21 protein-coding genes and 1 pseudogene are annotated in these 23866 nt (G+C 59.4%); 13 read left to right on the top strand and 9 right to left on the bottom strand.

Going from position 1 to position 23866, the window contains the following annotated elements; all coding sequences use genetic code 11:
- Positions 1-10: 10 nt before the first annotated feature.
- A complete protein-coding gene (ppk2, locus tag MET49242_RS01905; RefSeq protein ID WP_036280035.1) occupies positions 11-787 on the top strand; it encodes a polyphosphate kinase 2 in 777 nt (258 codons plus the stop codon).
- 303 nt (positions 788-1090) lie between these two features.
- Here ppk2 and MET49242_RS01900 read toward each other — a convergent pair whose 3' ends face one another.
- The 5 genes from MET49242_RS01900 to MET49242_RS24660 all read right to left on the bottom strand — a co-directional run bounded on the left by MET49242_RS01900 (position 1091) and on the right by MET49242_RS24660 (position 5578).
- Positions 1091-1426: a DUF2190 family protein gene (locus MET49242_RS01900; protein ID WP_036280032.1), complete on the bottom strand. Its 336-nt coding sequence runs from the start codon at positions 1424-1426 to the stop codon at positions 1091-1093.
- A 460-nt stretch (positions 1427-1886) separates the two neighbouring features.
- Complete coding sequence (locus tag MET49242_RS01895) at positions 1887-2888, bottom strand: hydroxyacid dehydrogenase (RefSeq protein WP_036280029.1); 1002 nt, start codon at positions 2886-2888, stop codon at positions 1887-1889.
- 621 nt (positions 2889-3509) lie between these two features.
- The gene (locus tag MET49242_RS01890) at positions 3510-3722 is read right to left on the bottom strand and encodes a DUF2892 domain-containing protein (RefSeq protein WP_051133938.1); all 213 of its coding nucleotides are present in this window, start codon (positions 3720-3722) and stop codon (positions 3510-3512) included.
- A gap of 269 nt (positions 3723-3991) precedes the next feature.
- On the bottom strand, positions 3992-4486 hold the full coding sequence (locus MET49242_RS01885; protein WP_036280027.1) for a helix-turn-helix domain-containing protein: 495 nt from the start codon (positions 4484-4486) through the stop codon (positions 3992-3994).
- A gap of 336 nt (positions 4487-4822) precedes the next feature.
- Positions 4823-5578, bottom strand: coding sequence for a hypothetical protein (locus tag MET49242_RS24660; RefSeq protein WP_144259425.1), 756 nt, complete (start codon positions 5576-5578; stop codon positions 4823-4825).
- Between the two features lie 350 nt (positions 5579-5928).
- On the opposite strand from MET49242_RS24660, the gene MET49242_RS01875 reads away from it, so the two are divergent.
- The 3 genes from MET49242_RS01875 (at position 5929) to MET49242_RS01865 (ending at position 8150) form a co-directional block, all read left to right on the top strand.
- Positions 5929-6273, top strand: a complete 345-nt coding sequence (locus MET49242_RS01875) for a single-stranded DNA-binding protein (protein WP_036280022.1) — start codon at positions 5929-5931, stop codon at positions 6271-6273.
- Positions 6274-7022: 749 nt separating this feature from the next.
- The gene (locus MET49242_RS01870; RefSeq protein WP_144259424.1) at positions 7023-7400 is read left to right on the top strand and encodes a single-stranded DNA-binding protein; all 378 of its coding nucleotides are present in this window, start codon (positions 7023-7025) and stop codon (positions 7398-7400) included.
- A gap of 150 nt (positions 7401-7550) precedes the next feature.
- Positions 7551-8150, top strand: a complete 600-nt coding sequence (locus MET49242_RS01865) for an alpha/beta fold hydrolase (protein ID WP_036280017.1) — start codon at positions 7551-7553, stop codon at positions 8148-8150.
- Between the two features lie 1257 nt (positions 8151-9407).
- Here the strand turns inward: MET49242_RS01865 and MET49242_RS26015 are convergent.
- Positions 9408-9593 carry a recombinase family protein gene (locus MET49242_RS26015; protein ID WP_244430654.1) on the bottom strand — a complete coding sequence of 62 codons (186 nt, stop codon included), beginning with the start codon at positions 9591-9593 and terminating at the stop codon, positions 9408-9410.
- Between MET49242_RS26015 and MET49242_RS01850 the strand changes: the two genes are divergently transcribed.
- Together MET49242_RS01850 and MET49242_RS01845 are read left to right on the top strand one after the other, a co-directional pair.
- Positions 9547-9831 (top strand): DUF1778 domain-containing protein, encoded by a 285-nt coding sequence (locus MET49242_RS01850; protein WP_244430652.1) that lies wholly within the window; start codon positions 9547-9549, stop codon positions 9829-9831. The two genes, MET49242_RS26015 and MET49242_RS01850, sit on opposite strands and share 47 nt — an antisense overlap.
- 3 nt (positions 9832-9834) lie before the next feature.
- A pseudogene (locus MET49242_RS01845) lies at positions 9835-10348 on the top strand (GNAT family N-acetyltransferase).
- 13 nt (positions 10349-10361) lie between these two features.
- Here MET49242_RS01845 and MET49242_RS01840 read toward each other — a convergent pair.
- Together MET49242_RS01840 and MET49242_RS01835 are read right to left on the bottom strand one after the other, a co-directional pair.
- The gene (locus MET49242_RS01840) at positions 10362-10817 is read right to left on the bottom strand and encodes a DUF6753 family protein (RefSeq protein WP_051133931.1); all 456 of its coding nucleotides are present in this window, start codon (positions 10815-10817) and stop codon (positions 10362-10364) included.
- Positions 10810-11496 (bottom strand): P-loop NTPase, encoded by a 687-nt coding sequence (locus MET49242_RS01835; RefSeq protein WP_036280009.1) that lies wholly within the window; start codon positions 11494-11496, stop codon positions 10810-10812. The genes MET49242_RS01840 and MET49242_RS01835 overlap by 8 nt, the downstream gene beginning before the upstream one ends.
- Positions 11497-12471: 975 nt before the next feature.
- Between MET49242_RS01835 and mobC the strand changes: the two genes are divergently transcribed.
- Positions 12472-12876, top strand: a complete 405-nt coding sequence (gene mobC / locus MET49242_RS26490) for a plasmid mobilization relaxosome protein MobC (protein ID WP_084678838.1) — start codon at positions 12472-12474, stop codon at positions 12874-12876.
- A gap of 353 nt (positions 12877-13229) precedes the next feature.
- On the opposite strand, the gene MET49242_RS25400 is transcribed toward mobC, so the two are convergent.
- Positions 13230-13859 (bottom strand): hypothetical protein, encoded by a 630-nt coding sequence (locus tag MET49242_RS25400; RefSeq protein WP_158497235.1) that lies wholly within the window; start codon positions 13857-13859, stop codon positions 13230-13232.
- On the opposite strand from MET49242_RS25400, the gene MET49242_RS01820 reads away from it, so the two are divergent.
- The 6 genes from MET49242_RS01820 to MET49242_RS01795 all read left to right on the top strand — a co-directional run bounded on the left by MET49242_RS01820 (position 13830) and on the right by MET49242_RS01795 (position 23585).
- Positions 13830-15842, top strand: coding sequence for an LPD7 domain-containing protein (locus tag MET49242_RS01820; RefSeq protein ID WP_158497234.1), 2013 nt, complete (start codon positions 13830-13832; stop codon positions 15840-15842). The two genes, MET49242_RS25400 and MET49242_RS01820, sit on opposite strands and share 30 nt — an antisense overlap.
- A 311-nt stretch (positions 15843-16153) precedes the next feature.
- On the top strand, positions 16154-18064 hold the full coding sequence (locus MET49242_RS01815) for an HAD hydrolase family protein (protein ID WP_036279996.1): 1911 nt from the start codon (positions 16154-16156) through the stop codon (positions 18062-18064).
- A 149-nt stretch (positions 18065-18213) separates the two neighbouring features.
- Positions 18214-19260: a PfkB family carbohydrate kinase gene (locus MET49242_RS01810; protein ID WP_158497233.1), complete on the top strand. Its 1047-nt coding sequence runs from the start codon at positions 18214-18216 to the stop codon at positions 19258-19260.
- A 22-nt stretch (positions 19261-19282) separates the two neighbouring features.
- Positions 19283-20383, top strand: coding sequence for a hypothetical protein (locus tag MET49242_RS01805; protein ID WP_036279994.1), 1101 nt, complete (start codon positions 19283-19285; stop codon positions 20381-20383).
- Positions 20383-22299: a hypothetical protein gene (locus tag MET49242_RS01800; protein WP_036279992.1), complete on the top strand. Its 1917-nt coding sequence runs from the start codon at positions 20383-20385 to the stop codon at positions 22297-22299. Before MET49242_RS01805 ends, MET49242_RS01800 begins: the two co-directional genes overlap by 1 nt.
- Positions 22300-22301: 2 nt before the next feature.
- Entirely contained in the window at positions 22302-23585 is a 1284-nt protein-coding gene (locus tag MET49242_RS01795) for a hypothetical protein (RefSeq protein ID WP_036279990.1), read from the top strand.
- Positions 23586-23866 lie beyond the last annotated feature (281 nt).

Below are 23866 nucleotides of genomic sequence, written 5' to 3'. Positions count from 1 at the left end.
AAAAATCAGGATGGGTAAAAAGTCGGAACAAGAAGACGAGGCCTACGCGCAAGCGCTGCATAACGCGCAAGTAGAGCTGGTAAGATTTCACAAGCACGTGATCAAAGGCGAACAAAAGGTTTTGGTGATTCTTGAGGGGCGGGATGCGGCTGGGAAGGACGGAACTGCAAAGAGAATTACCGAGCATCTATCGCCCCGTGAGTCTCGCATCGTGGCGCTCGGCAAGCCCTCCGATCGGGATCAAAAAGCGTGGTACTTCCAGCGCTATACGCCCCACCTGCCGACCAGTGGCGAGATCGTGATCTTTAACCGTAGTTGGTACAACCGAGCGGGGGTGGAACGCGTCATGAGCTTTTGCACCGAGGACGAGTATGAGCAGTTCATGCGAACTGTGCCGATGTTCGAACAATTACTCGTCCACTGCGGCTTTACGCTCATCAAATATTACCTGGATATTAGTCAAGCGGAACAGAGGAAGCGTCTCGAACGTCGTCGGAGCGATCCTTTGCGCCAATGGAAAATCAGCCCGATCGATGAAACAGCGCTAGAACACTGGGACGCCTATTCCAAAGCTCGTGACGAAATGCTGAGGAGAACCCATAGTGTTTTTGCACCTTGGACTGTCGTGAAAGCTGACGACAAACAGGCTGCTCGCCTAAATGTGATTAGGGATTTGTTGTCGCGCTGTACCTACCACGGCAAGAAGGGGCACGGTGAATTCCCCGATCCAAATAAAGTCTTCCTCTTTGACGAAACACTTCTTACCAGAGGCGTGATGGCCCCGTAGAGGATATGCCGCAGCCTCAACGAATAGTTCACGGAAGCGTCCATTACTTTCGTTTCTCACCAGAGAAGAAAAGCCAAAGCCAGTTAAAAGGGCATGCCAATATTCCGACCAAAAGAAGGGCGTCCCACCAGGTGAGGCCAAAGGCGATCAGGATAAGGCCCGCCAGCAAGAGGGACCCTATCGGGCACAACCAGGCGTAATCCCCGGGTTTCATCTGGCTGCTCCTCCTGCTCGCACGCAGTTAAGGCATTTAGCGGCCAGTTTAGCACGAAAACGTCTTCCCGTCAGGAAAGCATGCGCATATCATGCAATAAATCCATCAAGCCGAACCCGGACGATTTGCGCCTCCCGCGGCGCGTCCCCGATGGCAATGCCGATCCGAATATTACGGTGCGCGTTCGCGGTAATCCGCTTCGCCGCCATGTCCCAGTAAGCTGGGGAACCAAGTGCCAAGGCGCAGTCTCCCTTCGGGAGATCAAAGCAGCCTTCGACCATAATCTCGACTTCTTCCCCTTCATCTGCGGCGCTCACCGCTACGCCACAGAGCTTTTTGATGATGAGCAGGTCGCCCTGGTTAACCCCGCCTTGAGGAGCCGGGACCATGACGCGTTCCGCAGGAGCGCCGTATGATTCTTCCATTGCCGTCCTTTTTAGCCCCAGAGTATCCTCCAGATAGGTTCTTAAGTAAGCGTAGGGCCGTAAATTTGCATCTCCGCTCTTCCGCCAGGATGCCGGGGAGAAACATCCACCAGCGAAATGCGGAGAGAGTCGGTCCCAGGCTGCCTCCCAAGGCGGGGTTAGGCTGATAACGAGCAAGGCTAAATAGAAGGCAAGCGTCGCCAAGGCTCTTCCGACGCATTGCGCGCCGGTGTACGACGAGAGACGGCAAGCCACATCCCGCCGGCAATCGCAACGGCAGAACGTGCCGTCGCAACGTTCCGATTGCGCATGCCTCTCGGCCGGATTCGCTCGGGAACCAGGGAAGGAACGGCCATGCTGCCTGACGGCCGAGGCGGCGCCGTAATAGAACACGGCCGCATGGCTGGCTGTATCCCGTCGCGGGCGAGCGACAACGCTGGCGACGAGCTGCAGCAAACTCTTACTCTACGATGTTTTGAGCGGTTCCCGCTGCAAAGGCTTCGATATTTGCGATCGTCGTTTGGAGAATTCTTCCCAACGCTTCTACGGTGTTGAATGCGCTGTGCGGCGTGACAACTACGTTCGGCATTCTTAGAAGTATGTGGTCCGCGACCAGATTTCGCAGATCGTGCCGCTCGCAGAAAAGCGAACAGATCAGCTCAGCTTCTTCCCTGATCATCGGCTCGTCAGGCATGACGTCTAGGCCTGCGGCCGAGACTTTTCGGCTATGGAGGGCCTGGATCAAGGCTCTCGGCTCAACCAAGCTCCCGCGAGCCGTGTTTATGAGAACGACGCCATCCTTCATCTGGGCAAACTCCGCCGCAGAAATCATATTATTCGTCCCCGGCGTAGCCGGCACATGCAATGTCAAGATGTCGGCTTGCTTAACCACGGCATCGAAGGACAAATAATCGAAGCCAAGTTCTGCCGCCAGGCGGGAGTCTGGTTTAAGGTCAAAGGCGATTACGTTCATTTCGAATCCGCGGGCAATCCGGACGACATGACGGCCGATCGAGCCGACGCCCACGACGCCGAGGGTCTTTCCGGCCAAGTCGAACCCCTCAAGGCCAATGGGGCTGAATTCACCATTGCGCGCGCGCTCGACCGCCTCGCGTAGCCTGTGGCTAATCGTGAGTAGCAACGCAAACACATGTTCGGCCACGGTGGCCTCGCCGTAGGTTGGCACATTCGAGACCACGATTCCTCTTTCTTTGCAGTATCTGAGGTTGATGTGATCGTAGCCGGTCGAGCGTGTGGCTATCATTCTGATCTGTGGCATGTCTTGCAATACGCCGGCGCTAAGGTCGGAATAGACAAAGGGACAGACGATTTGCGCGTCCTGAAACCGCTTCGCATTCTCCGCGCGCAGCGGCTCCTCAAGCAGAACAACCTCGTGCTCTGCCCTCAAGCGTTCAAAAGAGCTCACCTCACGGTGTTGGACCTCGAAGGCCACGATTTTCATTGGTAAGAAGCGTCTTAGAGTCTGGCGCGGAGCGGCGCCGGCCGCTGTCGTGATTGGACATAAATCTAGGCTCGTCAGCACAAAGGGACATGCGGGGAGGCTTTTTTGGTGCGGATTTTGGGCGGCAGAGGCCGAAAGGCCCTATTCCCAGCAGCCGTTTCCCTGCTCGTTTTTGGCACCGGTTGTTGGGATCCTTGGTCCTCGGTCGCGATGGTTTGGTGCCCCAAAGCTGGGGCTTGCTCGTTCCAGAATGGAACCGTGTAACATATGCTCGTTTTTTGTAGCCGCTATGCAGTGGCGCGCTACTGTTGGTCTGGGTTTTTTTTGGGGGCGGAGGGGACCGTGCCTGTCTGCGAGCGCCACAAAAGCAACCACGGGACGTGGTCGTGAATCGTCAGCCAGAGAAGGCCTAACGCGCCCATATGTTAAGGGGCCTGATACTTAGACGACCTGCGGATGAGGCCAATGATGGCTCCGCTCCGCACGTCCTCGGTTCGGCTCGGAGCGAAGAGCCAGTCAAACGGGGGCGTTACGGTTTGGGTCCGAAAGTTAGAGAAAGAACGGGATTTCTATGACGGTCGAGGGTCGCGATCGACCCTGCCGACGCCTCGAAGCGGACGCTTAACGGCGCTCGACCATGCCATTCGGCAACTCGACTCTGCAACGCCCGGCCTGGCACGCCGGACAAACGCCACGCCAGCCGTAGTAGTAAATGCCGAGCCCTGCGAAGAGCGTCGCCCACCCAAGCGGCGTCTCGCCGATGTAGAAATTGGCGAACAGTATCACCGCGAAACCCGCGGTCAGGAATGCGTAGCGTTTTGCTTTCTCGGACATGGCGACATCCTCCTGTTGGCCCATATGGGAAGCCTGAGATGAACTCACAAGCCAGCGGCCTCGACCCAAAGAGTGGCGTCGGATATAACTAATTGGGGATCGGGCGGCGTCTCAGAGGCGGCTCGCCCAAGGTGAGCGGTAGCGTACTGCTCCTCGCGCAGGACACTGCAAATGCAGTTGCGTCAAGGGGCGCGGTGACGCCATTTGGATAATGCCGGGGGAATGTAGCGTTAGGATGACGCGTGAGTTCGTTGATCCCTCCATCCGCTCTAACGAGCCGTGGGTTCTTCGACCTGCATCGGCTCCACTCCCAACAGCTCCCACATTCCGATGCCAAGTCGTCTCGCAATCTCGATGACAATGAGTAGCGACGGGTTCGAGTCTCCCCGCAACATCAAATATAACTGCGGCAGCGAGACGCCGATGGTTTTGGCGAATTGCTCCTTATCCAATCCGCTCTCAACGTACTTTCTCTTCAGGATCATCGAAAGGTTTTTCGTCATCTGCTTTGCGGACAAGTTGCGACGATGTCCGAGCTGGCAGTCCTCCAAGAGCTCGTAAAGAGGCGTTTTCAGCTTGGCGGAAATCTTCGCAAGCATCTCGATTGAGGGGTTTGCGGCTCGACTGCGCACATAACGAAATTGAGAACCGGACATGCCGATGAACTCGGCAAATTCGGGCTTATTCATTCCGCTCTTTTCCAGATGCGCAATCAGGTTCTTCGCTAACCGCTCCAGGTGCGGAGAGGCGAGCCGATCCTCCATTGAACTCACCATCAGTCGATGATGTTCACCCGTCGGCTTCGTCGTCTTCCGACCTCGAGCCCCGCCTGCTACCCGCCTTTGATTCATGTGATCGTGTAATGTTAGATGACGGTCGCTTGTCTATTAGCATCGGAGATTCCCGTGGCGGCGCCAAGCGGAAAATCAACACTACCGCCAATTTTTTAAAAAATGCTTGCCAGAAAATTAAGAATCCCAGCGGCGCCCTACGGCGCGGGGTAACCGGTCACATGCGTGTTCGCTGGTCACCCTGCGAAAAGCCTCCTCGTCTCCCGAGATGCGTTCGTATGCAAATGCTAGAGCCTGAGCCACTGCTTTTCAGCCTTCGTTATAAAAAATGTCGGTTGTTCGCAGCTCGCCGTCGACCCCAATCGACTTTTCCCAAATTTGGACCCCGATCTCGGAGTCGTCCTCGAAGACATCGGCAAGGTAAAAGATCATCGGGCCGGGCCAGCTCTTGCGGGTTCGACATTTCGCGATCGTGAAAATTGCCTGTTCCGTCTCATAGAGCCCTCCGCACGGCTGGTCGGGATCCATGTCTTCGACGCCCTGCAAGTAGGCGTTCGCAAGCAACTTTGACCAATGGTGACGAACGATTAGCGAGCGATCCGCCGAGGGCGATAAGTGACGCAGAGGGATGGATCCCGTCAAGTCGCCCCCGAGATTGAACAGAGAAAAATCGCAAACGACGAGGGTCTCGTTATGCCTTAAGCCTGGCGCCGCTGAGGACAGAGACGCTTTCTTCCTGACGAGGCGGTGGACCTGAGGAAAATGGATTTTGAGCGGTTCGCACCATACCTCTCCCCGCCGAGCCACGCGAATCGGGAACTTAAACACCTGTACGTTCATAAACGGCAACCCCTGACTTAAGGGAAAACGAGCGGTTTCTCCATACTGCCTAAGGCCAAGTTGCGGCCATTCCACGGCGGGGGCAGGCAGAAAAGCTGACAAAATATTATAATCCGGATAAATGGCGCCCACCTTCGGGCAGAATGCCGACGCGTAGCGTCGTGCAAAGAACTTTACGCGGGTGTAAGCGTTGTCGGCTTTGGCCGCTCGCGATAACACGAGCAAAGCCGCCGCTGCGCCCGCTGATAGCCTCACAAATTGGCCGCTTGAAACCGACTGTCATGTCAGCCTCCGGGTCGGGGGCTAGTCGCGGTGCAACCGATGCCGCGGCCCTCGCTTGCGCCATTCGGGCAACGATCTCCGTCTCATGGCTTTGGTGTTCGCTCTCGCCACTTCGCCGGCGGCGGGTGAAGCGAAAAAACGGTCTTTTTGTTATCGCGGTCAATCGACAGCGGTCCGCAATTTCCAATTCTGGCAAAATATAATAAAATGCGAATCTTGAAAAGCCAAGGTGCCAACTAGGGAGTTGTAGCAGGGGTGGCTTTCTAAAGGCAAAAGACAGGAGAGAAAAACTCATGCGCAGCACAAATCTATTCATCCTGCGGGGCTACGTCGGCGCCGACGCCAAAGGCTTCGATGGCGGGAAGGTCGCCAAGTTCAGCATCGCGACAAATCGGGCCTGGAACGACCGGCAATCCGGTGAGAAGAAGGAAGCTACCGACTGGGTTACGCTGACGATCCTGAACGAAAAGGTCGCGAAATGGGCTCTTGAGAACATCAAGAAGGGCGATCCGGTTTACGCGGAATGCCGCGTCGCCGACCGCAGCTATCAAAAGGACGGCCAGACCGTTTACATAACCGATGTGATCGCCAACGTCGTCGATCGGCTCGCGCCTTCGCAACAAGCCGGCGATCAGTGAGCAGAGATACGGGCGCTTCGAGCGGCCCGGCGATTTGCAAGTCTCAGGCGAAGTCGACGACCCGGAGCATGCACTGCGAAAGTCGCGGAAGCCCCTTGGGCCGATTGGCGACCGTTCCCGCGCATCCCAAGCTCCAAGAGGCCGTCGCCTAAAAAGCGGTTTCCCGCTCCGCTGCGCGGCTCCTTCTCTTCCATGATGCGGGTTAGCGAGCTTGCTGACCCGCTATCCTGGCTTGGGCCTGCGCTCGCCCGAATCCCTCCCCCATCAATCCAGGCGGGAATGAGCGTGGAACCGGCGGGCGGGGCGGGGGGCTTCGCCAGATGATCCACTGCTACGGCCTTACCGCGCCCAAGCGCCGTGTGCTCACTGCGTAGCGATCTCCAGCCGGCGCGCGCGCGACTGAGCCGGCGGCTAAGCATTGTTGATCGGTCGCTCGACCGCTTGTCCTTGATGCCGCATGTGGCGATTTCGGGTTCATTCGTTGAAAAACGCGCGCCAATCTCTCTCGCGTCTCGGGGAGCGCCCCGTTGCTGATAGTGGCCAGGTCTATCGACGGCGAAGCCTGCTTCGGCGCCTGCGCCGAAGAATTTTCCCCTTGCCGCTGCGCGACAATTCCTCGCCAAGCAAAATTCCTCGTCACGATCGGCGCGCGGCGCTTCGCTTGCCCGCTTTGCGGCTCCGCAGTCTTCTCAGCCGTCGAATAACGACCGCCATCGCAACGGGGACGGCCCCAAACGATGGAGAGAAAAATGGCGCATCTTTGTGAAATGAACCAGATCGGCCACGTCGCTTCGATCAAGAGCGTCGGCAAGAACCTGATCGTCAAGATCGCCTCCAACGCCAACTACAAGAACGGCGTAGGCGCCTGGGTCGAGCGCACGCACTGGAATGAGCACTCGATCTTCGAGCGCCAGAGCGGTTTGCTCAAGTGGGCCTCCGAAAGCCTCAAGCCCGGCGATCTTGTTCTCGTCCGCTCTACCCCCTTCCAGACCGAATGGAAGAAGGACGGCGAAACGCACTACGGTCAGACCTTTGCGGTGAACGAACTCTCGCTCTTGACGGCGAAATCCGACAAGAAGGACAAACCGGATCAAGCCACGAAATCGCGAGGCCGACGGAGCCGCTGACGCGGCTCCTCAAGGGGGCCCTTTGGGCCCCCCCGGTCGCTGCTTGACCAGTGGTAGATCTGACGCTCGGTAGCCGGAACCACAAGCGCCCCATCAGAACCCGTTCGGTGTCATCTTCCGTGGTGCTGAAGGCAATCATAGGATCTGCCCATGTCTAAGGTTCTGTTTCTTCCGGGGGCATCGGGCAGCGCCTCTTTCTGGAAGCCGGTCGCCGACCGCGCCGGCGTGGAAGGCGTGTTTTTCGCATGGCCCGGGTTAGGCGACGAACCGGCGCGCCCTGATATCAACGGGATCGACGACCTTGTCGCCTTGGTGGCCGATGAAATCGTTGAGCCGGTCGACATCGTCGCTCAGTCGATGGGCGGCCTAATCGCTATCATGCTTGCGCTGGCGCTGCCTGGAATGGTCAAGCGTCTCGTGTTGGCTGTGACTTCTGGTGGCGTGCCGGTCGCCGATCTCGGCGGGTGCGACTGGGGGCCCGACTACTTCGCCGCATACCCGCATGCCGCCAAGTGGATTTCGGATCCTGTCGGCGATCTCTCAATCCAAATCCAATCTATCGAAGCGCCAACATTGCTCCTGTGGGGCGATGCGGACCCGATCAGTCCAGTAGCGGTCGGAAAGTGGCTGGCAGCCCTCCTTCCGAATGCGCGCCTTTGGGTCTTTCCTGGCGGGGATCACGACCTTGCCCGGACACATGTGGACGCCGTGGCGGCTGAGATTAAGCGCCATCTAGCGGCCACTTCATAGGGGAGGGGTAAAGGCTAGCATTTTCAATTTGTTAGACTGTCAAACAGGGTGGAATGCAGCCTCTGGCTTCCAGTGAGTTTTACGCCGATTGTCAAACCAGTTCTTTCTCGGGTCGCGACCCCTTATCGCTCGTAACTTAGCTCAGCTAGAGCTACCGGCTAGGGTGGCGAGACGGGCTTGCGCCACTATCACGGGGCTGGCGTTAGGCGCCACCACCACCGTCGCGTCTCTCGCTGCTGAGAGGTTCTTGGTAGGAGTGGTGCAACGCCAGCCTTGTCGCCTTGGGGTGTCGTGGGTCTGAAAAAGGCGGTTGTCCTGACGTTGCGGGATGAAGCTCGCGCCGTATGGTTAATAGATGGTTAACGTGAGGGTGAACCCCAAAAAACGAGCGGCTTGGCTTGGGCTTGAAGGAGGGTCTCCAACATGGGATGGCGACGCAAGCTCCAAAGGGAACCACCCGAACGCGACCTCATACTCATACCGATCTATGTCGCAACGGTCGGCCTGCTAATCTCTATCGCCAGTTACACGATCCCCGATGAGCGGGTCTCAGGTACGCTTTTCGGCTCCGGCTTGCTTACCGCCGGTTTCTGTATCGTCTACTGACTCGCAAATCCAAACCCGCCTTCATAAAGGCTTTGTTCTATTGAGCCAACATCATTGCACCGTTGTGCCCCGCCTACTTCGAATGGAAGGTTAGACCCATCCATCACTCGGAGTAGGCGGGCCTCTCAAGCAAATTTTTGCGGGTAGGTGACCTCACTCGTTACAGTCCCACACCCAACCTTCACCGGGGTCCCAATCCCAACAAACGCTGTGGACGTGGTGCCCCTCCTGTTTGCTCCAATCCCGGTGCTGATACCGAAAGTGGCCCCCGATGTCTTGCCGGTCACCTTGCCGCGTATTCGACGCGCTTTGCGCCATGGCAGGAAGACTCGAAGCGAGCGATAAAGCGGCAATCAAGAGTGTGAGCTTACGCATTGGACACCCCCTGTCTCGTTTACTGGACTGGATAGAAATGGGGTCTCATTCCATCTGTTGCCAGACTGAACATAGCAAAAGGTTGAGCAAACGTGTAACCTTCTTGCTGCATCTATCAGGGACACGAGCGACACCTTTGCATGAGGCAGCTTCGGCTCCCCCGTCACTCCGAACTTTGACCGTAAGGTCGCTGCGTTGTTCCGGCGTGAGCTTATCGACCATGGGCAGGTTATCGGGGGTTACGGTGAAAGCCTCGCAATGGTCCAGCCCGATACGTTATAGCTTCGACCAATCTCTGCAAGAGTCATCACCGTTGTCGCGCCGTTGGATCGCCTCCATCCTCTGGTGGTCCGTGAGTTTAGGCTTGCGGCCAAGCCGTACACCTCGCGCCTTGGCGCGCTCGCGGCCTTCGCTGGTGCGGGAACGGATCAACTCGCGCTCGAACTCGGCGAGCCCTACCAGAACCGTTGAGCAAGAGCGCTTGATAGAACGTGCCGCCGCCCTGCAAGGCCGTACGGTGACGGATTTTGTTCTAACCAGCGTTCAGGACGCTGCGCGCCGAGCCATCGAGGAGCATCAAATCCTCAATCTCTCGTTGCAAGACAGCCAAGTCTTCGTTCAGGCGCTCATGGAGCCGACGCCCGTCAACGATCGCCTACGCGATACGATCCGTCGTTATCGTCAGCGCGCTGGCGTCTAACACGTGGGCGACGAAAAGGCGGACGGGCTGCGGAGTGAAGTGCTTGGCGTCCAACACGACCGCTCGGGTTTCGAGAGCGGCGTCGAGCCCCTCGACCGATATTTTCGGACGCAGGCCGGCCAGGACGCCAGAAAGAAATTGGCGGCGCCTTTTGTCCTCTTGTTGGAGGGCGGGAATCTGGCGGGCTATTACACCTTGTCGTCGACGGCGTTGAAGTTGCCTGAACTCCCCGAGACGCTCGCTCCCAAACTACCTCGTTATCCCCTCGTGCCGGCGACGCTGCTCGGCCGCCTCGCAATTGATCGAAGGCATCAGGGAAAGGGCTATAGACGGTTCCTTCTTGCCGACGCCCTTTATTGGGCGTTGCGTAGCGAGATCGCGTCCCTTTGCAGTGGTCGTCGAGGCTAAGGACGAGAACGCGGAAAGGTTCTATTTGCGCGAAAGCTTTCTTCCTTTCCCGGATCAACCGAGGAAGCTATTTCGACCGATGGCAGATATCGAAGCGCTCTTTCGATAATTCGGGCGAGGCATCAACCTTCCCCTTTGACGCCTACAGCGCCGAGCCAAATTGCCGACCGTGCGCCGACATAGGCCCCGACGCTAAAGAGACATGCGCCGACGAGCATTCCGACGATGAGCCACTGAATCATTTGCCGCCTTGCGACGTCACGGGCCACATCTCGGGCCGCCGTCGCAATCGCTTTTGCCAAGTCCGCTTTCGCCGACTCAGCGCCTGCTCGAATCGTCGCCTCTGCTGCCACTCGTGTTTCCGAGAGAACGCGTTGCGCTTCCGCCGCTATCGCTTTCGGGAACTGCCGATAGAGTCCTTCGTAGTACTGAAGCGCGAAAATCACGAGCCAAAGCGCGTCATTTTCCCGCAGACCCAACTCGGATTGAACCCGTCGCAGCTGCTCGCGCTCGCGTTCGGTCGCTGCGCGTCCAAGCAGCCTTTCGAAGCTCGAAAGCGAAGTGGCCGCGTCAGTCATTGGCGACGATCGTCGCAAACACCTTGTTGACCTCTTCGAGCCAACGCCGCAGTTCAGCTCGATTGCCGATCGGCATGGTTTCCCATGCGCGCGCGATGCTCAGGCGATTGCTGTAGAGATCGTCGCTCACGCGATCGGCCATGTCGGGGAACAGCAGGGAATGCCCGCCCTGTTTCTCGACCGAGGCCTTCACCTTGGAGCCATTGTAAAGCTCGAATTTCGCGTCGGCTCCAAAATAGCCGTTCTTCAGGACGTGCACTCGCGAGTTCGGAATCGCGTCGACATAGTCCTGTAGCAGTTCAAGGCTATCGCGCTGACGATTGACGACCCATAGCGTCACGAGTTCGCGCTCGAGCTCTTCGAGAGACTGGCTGAGCGTCCGGCCATAAGCGGCGACGCCCATGTTGTTTCGCGCCGCCGTGTTGACGACAACGATGCTGTCTTTGTTTTCGTCGCAGATATTGACGAAGCGAATCCAACCGTCCGCCTCGTCCAAATTTACGAGCTCGCAGACCACCTCGTTTTCGTATGATTTGAAAACGTCTGGGTTGGAGGTGTCGGCGTCGATGACGAAGACCTCTTCGCCTCTTTGGGTCAGATTGTGGACGAGCGCCATCGAAACGAGCGACTTCCCGACCCCGCCCTTGCTGCCGCCCACCACGTAAATCGCCTTGCTCATTAAGCGCGCTCCTAAATTTGCTCGCGGTCTCGTCGAATGGAAAAGGATGACGCTCGAGGAACGGATGGATCGTCCGATCTTCCGGCCCTCGCCGCCTCGGGTGCCCGGATGATCGGGCTTGGCATTGGCGGGACCGGACGCGCTGCGCCCTGTTCCGATCTTGTGCCATTGTTCCTGGGCGCCGCCTGCGCAGCGCCCGAAGGTTGCGCCGCCTCTGGAGGCGCGGGCTGAAGGTTCACGCTTCCCGTTTTTGGCGTCTCGCTACGCTCGCCTCCCCTCCCCTTACGCTTTTCGCCGAGGTGCCGACGCAACGTAGCGATGGAAACATTGAGGCCATCCGCTGCGAGCATTTCTTGAATGTCCTTATAGGAGAGGTTTTTTTCCTTGCAGGCCTTCGCGATCTCGTCGCGCATGGACCGCAGCAGCGCGGCGAAGGTGAGGCTGCGCTCGCGCTTTGGAGCGGCGAGCAGCCGTTGTTTCAGCTTCGCCTTCTGATCTTCGAGATCCATGCGCGCAAAATATAATAAAATGGCAATATCTGCAACCGGGCGTCATGCGGAAGCGCGCAGTGGGCGCGGAGGATGAATAATCGCTTGGGCGTCCCCTGAGCTCGGTATGAGCACGGCATGAGCTTTTAATGAGCATGGGGACGCATTTGGCGCTCTTCTCGTAAGCGTTCAATGAGATCTATGGAGCTTTGTATGGGCACGAGCGAACTACCCTGCGCATCGGCTGGGTTTCTGTTAGGACAGTTGATGTAATTTGATGTAAATGACGCGCGCGGAGGCGAGCACTAAACGAGTAATGCATGATTGAATATGAGCATGTTGATGATTTAATACTTTTGGAGATTGATTTCCTCTTGGCAGGATACCGAAAATGTAGCACATTTTCTTATGTGCCCTCGCCGGGCGGGCTATCTTGGGTCCGGCAGTTTGGCCAAGCCAAACCGAACCCTCACGGCAGAGCTGAGACATGGCGGACAAGCAGACGGGTTCCCGCCGTAAGGCAGTGACGCGCAGCGTCCGTATGAGCGCGCAAGAACACGCGCTCTTTGGGGAGTTTTGCGAGTCCTTGAATGTGACGCCAAGCGAAGCATTGCGGCGCTTGGCGAGATCCGCCGCACTTTTGGGACCGACGTTCACAGGCGAGGCGCGCGTCGAAGTCATTGCGCTCACCCGACAAATGCGCGCCGTCGGCAATAATCTCAACCAGGCCGTCCATCACATGAATGCGGGACATGTGATCCAAAGCGAAGATATGAAGGGTCACCTGGAAGCGGTCAGCCGCGCAATCGGCGAGCTCGATCGCCTCTATCGGTCGCTTTGCGTCAAATCCTATCGACGCGCGGAAGCTGTTGTCGCTGGGCGGTCGAAATGATTGATCTTGTCGCGTATGACCTGCGTCCCCTGTCCGAGCGCTTGCGCGGGATCAGAACGGCAAGGGATTTTCGCGCACGACGGGCGCTACTCGAGGCGATGGATTCTGGGGCGCCTCTGGGAGCAGCGGGCGCCTCCCCTGCCCGCTCGTCGCCATTGTCTCGAACCCCTGCAAACGGCCTGCCCTATTCGGGGCCGGGCGCTCCGTCGGGTCGCGCCGGCGAGAAACTCGAAGACGAATGGGCCCTGCGACGGCCGGGAAGCGGGCGCGGCGGGGAACCGGCGATTCGCCCGGCGTCACGGTTTCCTCCGGGAGTGAAGCCTTTATCAGCCGAGGCCGCTTCTTCTGGATCCTCAAGCCCCGCTGCATCGATTGCCGCCAAGGCCGGTCTCGCCGCCGGCTCGCAAGCCGCCGTCGTGAAGCTCGCGAGCTACGGCTCGGGGAGCGCGCGCGCCGCCTCGCTTCTTAACTATCAGAGCGATAAGGGCCAGCTCACCCTCGAACGCGAGGATGGGACTCTCGTGACCGGCAAGGCCGCCGTCGACGATCTCGCCGCGCACTGGCGCGAAGATGACGCGCGCGAGCCTTCGAACGATATTTTCCGCGTCACGTTCACATTCGAGGGCAGGCTCGGTTCCGAGGAAGCGCGGGTCGGCCTCGCGGTCGCACTCGACGACCATCGTTACGCCTGGAGGCTGGAGGAGCGGGACGACTCTACGCTCGTGCATCTCGTCGCTGTCGCCGCTGGCGCGCGGCAAGACGGAAACGGAAAAAAGGAGCGGATTTACGCCAACGCAAAATCTTTTCGTTGCTTCCACGACAAAATCGAGGACGCCTTCGGCCGCGACGTCGATCTCTCGGCGCCCGTTTGGGCGCATGGCGTCGAGGGTGCGACGACTCAGCTTGCTGCGCTCACCAAGGCAGGCGCGCTTCCTGCGGAGACCGACGCCGGTATGAGTCTGGAAGAAGCCGCCAATCGCCACTTTGCAAAACAGCCGAGCAACGCGAACCGCCCGAAGCCTGAGAATTTTAACCCGGCGCTGGAGATCGCCAAGACCTGGCGCCCCGCCATGAGATCGAGCAGCCCGCGGGATTTCGCGCATGTGATCTTGAGCGCGAAGCCGGGAACCGACAAGGAGGCCTTCATGGATGCCGCGCGCGCCACCCTCGCGCGCGAGTTCACGGGCCACGAGTATGTTTTCGTGATGCACACGAACAGGCAGCACATTCATGTCCATGCTGCCGTGAGGCTAACGAGCGCCACGGGCGAAAAGCTGCATCCTGGAATTCAGGATTTCAACCGATGGCGGCAAAGGCTCGCCGAGGAAGCGCGCAAACGTCAGATCCCCATGGAGGCTATTCGTCGCTTCGATCAGGCTCACGCGCCTTCCTATCGGCTCAAGGACGTGAAAATGGTCGAGCGCGGTATTGCGCCGGAAAGCGTCCGGCGGCGCGTTGAGCGGGTGCAGAACCGTGAAATTCACCGACCCACGCGCGAGGAGGGTCGTCGCCGCGCCGCCGAGGCGGCCTCTGAATGGAAATCATTGGCCGCGCGCCGTGCGGCTGTTCTTCCGCCGCTCGCCACAGGCGCACTGCGGCTCTTTCGCGCCGAGGCGGCGAATGATGGTTCTCACCGCGCGCCCCTCTTTTCCATCGATCGTGCGCTTGCCGAGTTCTCTGCCGCGAAAAGTGGCCCGATGCGGCTCGTCTATTTGGATGTTCCCGCTAAGCGAATTTTCGAGCTGCGCCCGTCGCGCGAGCTACCGGCGCGAGTCTTCGTCGTGCCCCCTGCCCTCAACGCGCTCCGCAAGCCCGTCGACTGGATCGACGAAGGCGCCGTTTTGCCTTTCCAACGGCGCGTCGACGCCGCGCTGACGCCGCGAGCGCAAGAACAGCCTATTGTTTCCAAGGAGGATAAAGCCATGCGAACAGCCGAAACGATGGAGGCCGCCCGACGCAATATGGCTGACGCCATGGACCGTCTAGGCGGCTACCTGCCCGAGGGCGCCGTCAAGGATGATCTGATGCGGCGGTCGCGCGACATTCTTGCTCGCGCCGAAGGGGCAACCAAAGAGCAAGAGCGGCTCGACCGTAATCCAGGGCAGATCGTGGGCGACCGTTTCGTGGAGCCCGAGCCACGAAACGTCGGCGCTCTGTTCACTAATGAGAAGAAGGGGACGGAGATCCACTACAACCGCCATGATCGAGAGACTGGCGCGTTCCAGACTCTTGCTTTCATAGACAGCGGCAAACAGCTCGACATTCGCGATTGGGGCAACGGGGAGAGCGTCAATGCGGCTCTGAAGCTCGCCTCTCAAAAATGGGGAACGCTGAGCGTCAGCGGAAGCGACGAATATAAAGAAACCGTCGCCAGACTTGCGGCGGAGAATGGCTATGAGATCACGAACCCGGAATTGCAGGACCGCATTCGCGAACTGCGCGCCGAGATCGAAGCTCGGCGCGCGACCGTGACAGAAGGAAACGAGCGGCCCGGGACGAAAGAAAAGGATACACCGGTGGAACCCGTCGCGCCCGCTTCGGCATACCGTCAAAGCCCCGATCAACCGGCCCTCAACACGACGCCAGCCGAGCGTGCGATCGAGCTTAACAGCATCCGCGTACGCGTTGACTCCGAGGCGGAGCGCGAAGCCCACCAAGCTGCAGACGCCGAGGAAGCTCACGAAACCAACGCCGCTACCGGCAGCGAAGGCAGACCATACCGCGCCCCAGAGGAGGCCCGAGCGGCCCGAGAGGCGGAACGGGCCATGGACAACAGTCCAGCCCGCGAAATTCCAGCGGATCCCGCGCAAAGCGAGGCCATTCAGGCCCTTCGGTTTGAGCAAAGACGCGTGCTCGATCAAGCTAACCGCGACGAGCAAAGACGGATAGACGCGGAGAATGCCGAACGCTTCCGCCAACAAGAGCGCCGTCAGGGTCGAGATGAAGCCGAAGGCGAGTCGATGTAGCGCCGCTGCGGCCATCTCGCAGGAGAGGCAGCCGCTTCATCAGGAAGTGTGTTGAGCCCATTCGGGCCTTGATCGCGCCGAAGCCGTGGAGCGCGCTTACGGACGTCGCACTTGCGACGAGAGCATCGTGCTGCTCCGCGGCGGCGGGCGCTCATGGCGCTCGTCTGGTCGCTTATTTTGGCGTACTCGCTTTTGCGCGTTGTCGACGGGCGGCGGGCCATATAAGAGGGAGGCTTGATCGGATGTTCTGTATTTGTTCCGTCGCTCGTTAGTGGTATAAAGGCGGGACCAGATGAGAGGAATTCGGCACCGTGGCACGCCCCTATGCGCAGGAAATGGGTAGGCTTACGCAGACACTGGCATGGGCTAGCTCGGCGCCCATCGACGATCTAGTGCGTGCGGTCGGCGCGGCCGCGCTCGGTCCGCTGGTCGCGGTCGGCTCAGGAGGGTCGCTCAGCGCCGCGCATTTCCTGGCGCAGACTCACCAGGGGCTTGCCGGGCAGCTTGCACGGATCGCCACCCCTGCGGAGCTGCTCAACGAGCCGGCGCCGCGCACAGCGTCCATTTGGCTGTTGAGCGCCGGCGGCAGCAATGTCGACATCAATGCTGCATTCGAAGATGCGGTGGTGCGCGAACCCCGGCAGCTCGCGGTCTTGTGCGGCCGCGCGCGGAGTCCGCTGTCGGCGGCGGCACGGCGTCATGCCTATAGCGATCTGCTGCTGTTCGAGCCTCCAGCGGGCAAGGACGGCTTTCTCGCCACCAATTCTCTGTTCGGCTTCGCCGCCTTGCTAACGCGCAGCTATTTGACAGCAACAGAGTCGATCGTCGGCTGGGACGCGGTCCAGCACCAGATCGAGCAACTCCTCTCTGAGGAAGACCTTGCTCGATGGCGAGACGCGACCGCGCCGATATGGGAACGCTCGACTACGATCGTGTTGCATGGTCCGAACGCGCGCGTCGGGGCAATCGATCTTGAATCGAAATTCACGGAGGCCGCGCTCGGCAATCTCCACTATGCCGACTGGCGTAACTTCGCGCACGGGCGTCATCACTGGCTCGCGAAGCGCGGCGAGCAGAGCGCAATTATCGCGTTGATCGGAGATAACGATGAAAGGGTGGCAGAGCGCACGCTCGCGCTCATTCCGGATGAGATACCGATCGCCCGCATCAAGCTGCCCGGGCCGCCGACCGCGGTGGCGCTTGGCGCGCTGGTCGCGTCCTTGCGGGTCACGGGGTGGGCCGGCGAGGCCCGCGGCATAGATCCTGGTCAGCCTGGCGTACCGGAATTCGGACGCAAGCTGTATGGTCTGCGAGTCGTAAGCAGCGCCAAGGCGCGCTCTGGCGGAGCGGAGATCGTCGCGATCGAACGCAAAGCGCTTGCATCCTGTGCGACATTGACCAACCGTGGGCAATTGGCGTTCTGGCAGAATGCGTACAAAGGCTTTGACAGCAAATTGCGTAACGCCGCGTTCGTCGGCGCTGTACTGGATTATGACGGCACCATCGTAGATACGCGCACCCGAACCTTGCCTCCGGCGGAAGACATCGTGCAGGCCCTCATCCGCCTGACCGAGAACGGATTTGCATTGGCGATCGCGACCGGGCGCGGAAAGTCGGTGCGCAAGTCCCTGCGTGACGCGCTTCCAGAGGCGCTGTGGCCGAGCGTCACCGTAGGCTATTATAATGGTCTTGAGATCGCGCCTTTGATTGATGACGACACGCCGGACCACAGCGCCCAGCCATCGCGAGCGCTCGCGGCGGTCGCCTCCCGTCTCCGCGCCCAGCCGGAAGTCGCACTGTGCGCCGAGCACACGGATCGCGCGCATCAGATCACGTTGGAGCCGAGGCATGCCTTGCATGAGGACCATCTCTGGCTGCTCGCGCAACAGGCCATTCTGTCCGAAGGCGTCAGCGGCGTGCACATCGTGCGGTCGAGTCATTCGATTGACATCATCGACGCGAGCCGTGCAAAGGGCGCTGTCGTTGACGCCATGCGGGAAAATGCCGGCGATGGCGCGCTCTTGTGCATCGGTGACCGCGGCCGCTGGCCCGGCAATGATCATGAATTGCTGGCAGAGCCATTTTCGCTTAGCGTGGATGAGGTCAGTCTCGACCCCGCCACCTGCTGGCACCTCGGGCCAGTGGGATCGCGCGGGCCATCGGTGCTGCTTGGCTATCTAGAAAGACTACAGCTGCGTAACGGTCGCTTTGTTTGGGAATGAGCCAAGTGCTTGCGCGCGCGCCTCGCCGAGCGCACGCAGAAGGTGTAGGTTCGTTTTAGAATCGCCCTCGCAGGGAGCAAAGTCCGATGCCCAGTAAGTCCCAGAGCGCTCCCAGGCCGGCTGGGGCAATCAAGTCGTCGGGGGCGTCCGTGAAGAAGGCTGAGGGGCCAAGACATCCAAATGCCTTTGGTGCGGGTTTGATTGCGCTCGACCTGATCGTCAGCGCTGATTCGCCTTCGTCGTTTGGGGCGCATGCGGGCGGCACATGCGGCAATGTACTGACCGCGCTCGCTTATCTGGGATGGAATTCTTATCCGATTGCGCGCCTGGGCGACGATGCGGCATCGCAAGTCGTGCGCGCCGATCTGAGCCGATGGGGCGTGCATCTCGACCATGCGAGTTGCACGCCGAGCGCCCATACGCCGATCATCGTTCAACAGATTAGGCGCAAGCGCGACGGCACACCCACCCATTCCTTCTCTTGGGCCTGCCCGCGCTGTGGCAAACGGTTGCCGAGCTTTCAACCGGTTACGCGCGCCGTCGTGGAGGGTGTCGCCCCGGATTTGCAGGGCTCGACGGTCTTCTTCATGGATCGGCTGTCGCGGGGCATCCTGGATCTGGCTGCAATCGCCGCGAAGAGTGGCGCCTTGATCATGTACGAGCCGTCGGGCGTCGCTGAACCCCGGTTGCTGAAGGAAGCTATCGCGTTGGCGCATGTCGTGAAATATGCCGAGACGCGTCTTGCGAAGGTCGAGGATCTCTGGAGTCGCGACACAGCGACCATGATCGAGATCCAGACCTTGGGCGATCGTGGGCTGCGCTATCGGCATAAGCTCGGCGGCCAGAGAAGCGGCTGGCTGGCACTACAAGCGATCGATGCGCCAAGGCTGATCGACACCTGCGGTTCGGGTGACTGGTGCAGCGCGGGCTTCCTGGCCGAAACCTTTCGGCTCCAGCCGGCGGGGCTTCAGAAACTAAGGCCGACTCAGCTGACGCAGGCGCTCCAATATGGCCAAGCGCTGGCCGCCTGGAATTGCGGCTTTGAAGGCGCGCGCGGCGGCATGTACGCGTCGACAAAGAGCGCGTTTAAAGGGCAGATTGCAAAGTTGCTCGCCGGCGACATTCCGGCCCTTCCGGCGTCCGCAAAAGCGCCTATGGCAGCCGAGCATCTTGCCTGCCCTGCGTGCGTGGCGTAAGCGCGCTGATGGGGAGGAATGATTGAAAGAAGAGCTCGCGCAGAGTCTGCTCGCTCTGGTGATGGATTGGAAGGAGGATCGCGTCGTCGAAGAGCTTCCGCATCTCGATCGGATGGCGCGCTTCAAATATGACGAGTATCAGCAGTTCGGGCCCGGACAGAAGTTTCTCGAGGCGCTGTGTCTTTGGCTAAAGCAATTCGGCTCGAATGCCGAACGTGAGACGGCTTATGCATTTGTGCGCGATCGTGTTGTCTTCATTTCGGCGGCCGACATGCGCCATCTCGTCGAGACCAGCTTTCCGGACGTGATTCGTCCGTCGTTGATCGCCGATGCCGCGGGCGGTATCGGGACCGCGCCGTATCGCGTCACCGAAGTGATCCGCCATGCGGCCTACGCGCGTGCGCTGCGTCAGACCCTATTCCTCGGCCTAAGCGACGGCTCGCGCATGGACATCTTCCGGCGTGCGGCGGCGCTCGACAACGAGCAGGTCTGGCAGGCCTATGAGATCAGCAAGCCGAAGTCGGCGGGCATGCTTAAAGATCTGCGCGTGGCTCTTGGCGACAAGGACGCGCAATTCACACGCATTGTCCTCATCGATGATTTTTCGGCAAGCGGTATCTCCTATATCCGCAAGGAAGGCGATGAGTGGAAGGGGAAGCTGGTCAAGGCACTGAAGCAATTCCAGCCCAACAAGGACGCATCGTGCCTAATCAAATATGCTGAGATCAAAATGCATATCGTGCTTTACGTCGCGACCAAGGCCGCGGTCGGTTATATCAGCGAGGAGCTTGCGGATTATTGTGCCGAGCAATCGATCCCTGTTCCAGACATCACTGCGGTGTACGAGCTGTCGCCTGGCATGGCGCTGGACTACGCGCGTGACGGGGATTTTCTGAAATTGATCGATGGCGATTCCTACTACCGAACCCGGCCGCTCGACGAGCATGAAGCGAAGGGCGGAACGGACACGATGAAGCGCGGCTTCGCCGCCTGTGCCCTGCCGCTCGTGCTTGCGCACAATTGCCCCAACAACAGCATCTACCTTCTCTGGGCGGACCCGCTCGAGAAGGGGAGTGCGCGTGGCCTTTTTCCCCGAATCGTGCGGCATCGCGAGGTAGCGTAGTGGCCCGCAACGCTTTCGCCATCCGAACCTCCGAGACATCCTCACCAGACGAGGTGTTCTCGCGCTATTTCGCGTCCGAGGTCCTGAGCATCCTTCCGCAGGATCTCTTCGCCACAAGCGCGCTCGTGCTGCGCAGCGCGCCTGGCGGAGGCAAGACCTCGCTCTTGCGGATATTTACTCCTGGACCGCTCATCCAAGTTATTCGCAATCGCCACCTTTCGCCGCACGAGGAAATTCATCATAGCCTTGCTCAGCTCGGCGTGGTCGAGGAAGCCACGCCGCTCGCGTTTGGCATTCTGGTTCCCTGCGCGAGTGGCTATGCTGAGATCGGCCCTCAACTCGAAGAACGCACTTCGCGCGCGCTCTTCCGTGCTCTAGTCAATGCGCGCATCATCCTGCGGACATTGCGTGCGCTTTGCACGCTATATGATCTTGATTATCCAAATGGGCTGAGCGCGATTATCTGCGACTATACGACGTCCTTATTCGATGAAGGGCCTGTCCCGCGTACGGCCGATCTTGGTACGCTTCGCGCTTGGGCAGAGGATGTTGAGTCCCGCTGCTTTGCCCAGCTCGATGCGGTTGGGAGCGCTAGTGTGGACCTACCCTTGCATATGCATTTCGACGCCGTACTGTGGCTCTCGCAGATCTCTCTCAAAGTGCATGGCAGGGCAGTAGCGGCACGGCCCATCGTTATGTTCGATGATGTGCATCGACTTCGTCCATGGCAGCGAACCCTGTTGTACAGCGAACTGTTGGACCACCGCTCCGGTGCCTCGGTCTGGTTTGCTGAGCGTACTTATGTGATCAATCCGTCCGAATTGCTGACGGGTGCGATCCCTCGCCGGGACTATGAAGAAGTACGTATAGAGCAGGCTTGGAGCAAGGCGAGGCCCAAGCAATACGTGACCTTCGTAACGTCGATTGCAGATCGCCGCATGGCTCAGATGCGTTCCGACCTTGAAAGCTTTGGCGACTGTCTTTCGAACAGCGTCACGGACTATGCGACACAGGACAAGATCGCTAAGGCGTTGCCAAATCTTGAGCGAAAGATTCGCGAGCTCGCTGCTGGAACTAGCCTATTTGACCAATGGATTGCTAATGCAGAGGTGTACGATGCCGAACCGTTCAACAAGGCGATTGAATGGACGAGGATCGGCATTCTCATCTCGCGCGAGAAGCAGAAATCACAACATTCCTTAGACTTAATGCCGCTGTCGGATGAAGAGCTCGACGAGCGAACCGGTTCTGGGGTGCCGCAGGCGGCGGAGCGTTTCGTCTGCACGAACCTTGATGTACCGTATTTCTACGGGATCGAACGCGTCGTTCGGCTGAGCTCATACAATGTAGAGGAATTTTTGCAGATTTGCGCGGTGCTCTACGAGCACATCTATGCACAGAAAATCACGCGTTCTCGCGGCGGCGGGCCGGTCTCTGTCTCTGCGAAAAGCCAGAATGACGCTCTGGTGAAACTGGCTGAGAAGCGACTCAAAGAATTACCACGCCTTTTCGCGCTCGGGCCTCAGGCGCAGCGTCTCATCGAGGCGATCGGCCAAATGTGCCGTGAGAAGACCTACGAGCCAAACGCCCCATATGCGCCGGGCGTAACGGGGATCGCGCTGTCGAGCCAGGACCGGGAGAGGCTTGTACAGGCCGGGCGCGACGGACCAGGCAACCCTTATTTCGAGCTGGCCTCGACAATCAGTTCCTGTGTGGCACAGAATCTCTTCGAGGTTCGGGACAATCACAAACAGGACAACAAGATGTGGGTCGTTCTGTATCTAAACAGATTGTTTTGCGCGCATTATCACCTTGTCTATCACGTTGGCGGCTGGCAACGCGTGTCGCTCCGGCGGCTTCAGGATTGGTCGCATGGCGTCGTGCCCCGCGCGAATAACAAGATGACGCTGGTTTGAGCATGTGGTGGGACCCATATAATCTCTATCGCTCCGAGCAGTTTCGCGGCTTTTGGCGCAAGCATCTCGAGGCGCACGGGAGACGGCTGCTGTTCATCGTCGGCGCGGGGTTCGATCCGCGAGTGATCGGACCGGCGAAGGAGATCATCGCGTGCGCGCCCGGCGTGGCGCGCAGATGTTTGGCGATTGACATGTCCGAGGGATACGGAACGGATGAGGCCGCGTCCGACCTTGGCGCTCAGAACCGCGCGGGCCTGCAGGCGCTCTTTCCTGGCGACGCGCTGGAAATCCGTCACCTAATCACGACCGACGCCGATGGCATCCGCGATGTGTCGCGAAGCGCGGCAGTGCTACTGGCCGACTTTCAGACCTGGATAGGCGACTATACGGACATCATCGTAGACATCAGTGCGCTTCCCCGCCTCGTCTATCTCACTGTCCTTAACACGCTGCTCAGCCACTTAGTGAAACCTGACGCCGTGGCGCCACTCGGCTCCTCGATCAACCTACACGTCGTTTATGCGGAGTCCGCGACGATCGACAACTCAATCACCAAGTTCGAAATTGAGACGGATCTTGCGCCGATCCAAAGCCTGGCGCTCCGGCTCGACGAGGAGGCCTCGCTTGGGTGGCCGATCGTGTGGTTCCCGGTGCTCGCGGAGGATGTGCTGGAGCAGCTCACGCGCATCGGCGAGCGTACCGATCCGGATGAGATCTGCCCGGTGCTCCCCGTGCAGTCCGCCGACGCGCGCCGCGGAGATGATATTATCAATACGCTAGGCGAGTTCCTGTTCGATCGGTACGATGTAGATGTTCGCGATATTCTGCGGGCCACGGAGTGGAATCCATTTCAACTATACCGCTGCCTGATGCAGACGATGGCCCGTTACGAAGAAAGCCTGAAGCTGTTTGGGGGAGCGCGGTTTGTCCTTTCGCCCCTCTCGAGCAAGGGCTTGTCGATCGGCTGCTTACTGGCGGTTTTCGAGAAGCGCGCGACCGGCAATCGCGCCGGGGTTCGTGTCGGCATGGCGCATGTGGAGTCACGGCGTTACGGAGCGGCGCAGGTTCCGAAGGACGTGGAATACCAACTTATCTCCGCTTGGATTGCGGGCGAATGTTACGATGTGCCACCGTCGGCGGTCGCCCCAAAAGTAGCGGTGGAAGCGCAGGCCGAGCCGTCGGGCGCGGCACCCGAGCAGAAGACAGTCGACCCCGGCGTGGCGCGCTCCAAGCCTGCCGATCAATCGACTGCGCGTCGTGCGCGATCGCGAAAGGGAGTGGACTAAAATTGTTGTTCATCGGAATCGTCGAGGGGCGCATTACCTATAACAAGGAAGCGCGGCACCTCACGTGAGCGGCATGATTGGCCCGCAGTCGCGGTGGGCGTGAACAACTGTGGTTCCAGTACGCTGGACCAAAGTCGGCTTTTGGGAAAGAAGAAGCAGCCGTGAATGCAGAAGATGGCGCGCGAAGCCGTAAATCCGCTTCTCAGTAAAGATGGCAGCTTCCTTTGTGCACCTATGTCCTTTGAACACCTAAGCTACAACCTCCAAGGTCGCCTGCCATT

It is taken from the genome of Methylocystis sp. ATCC 49242, assembly GCF_000188155.2.
Classification (GTDB): Bacteria; Pseudomonadota; Alphaproteobacteria; order Rhizobiales; family Beijerinckiaceae; genus Methylocystis.
This window is presented reverse-complemented; position numbering and strand designations above follow the sequence as displayed.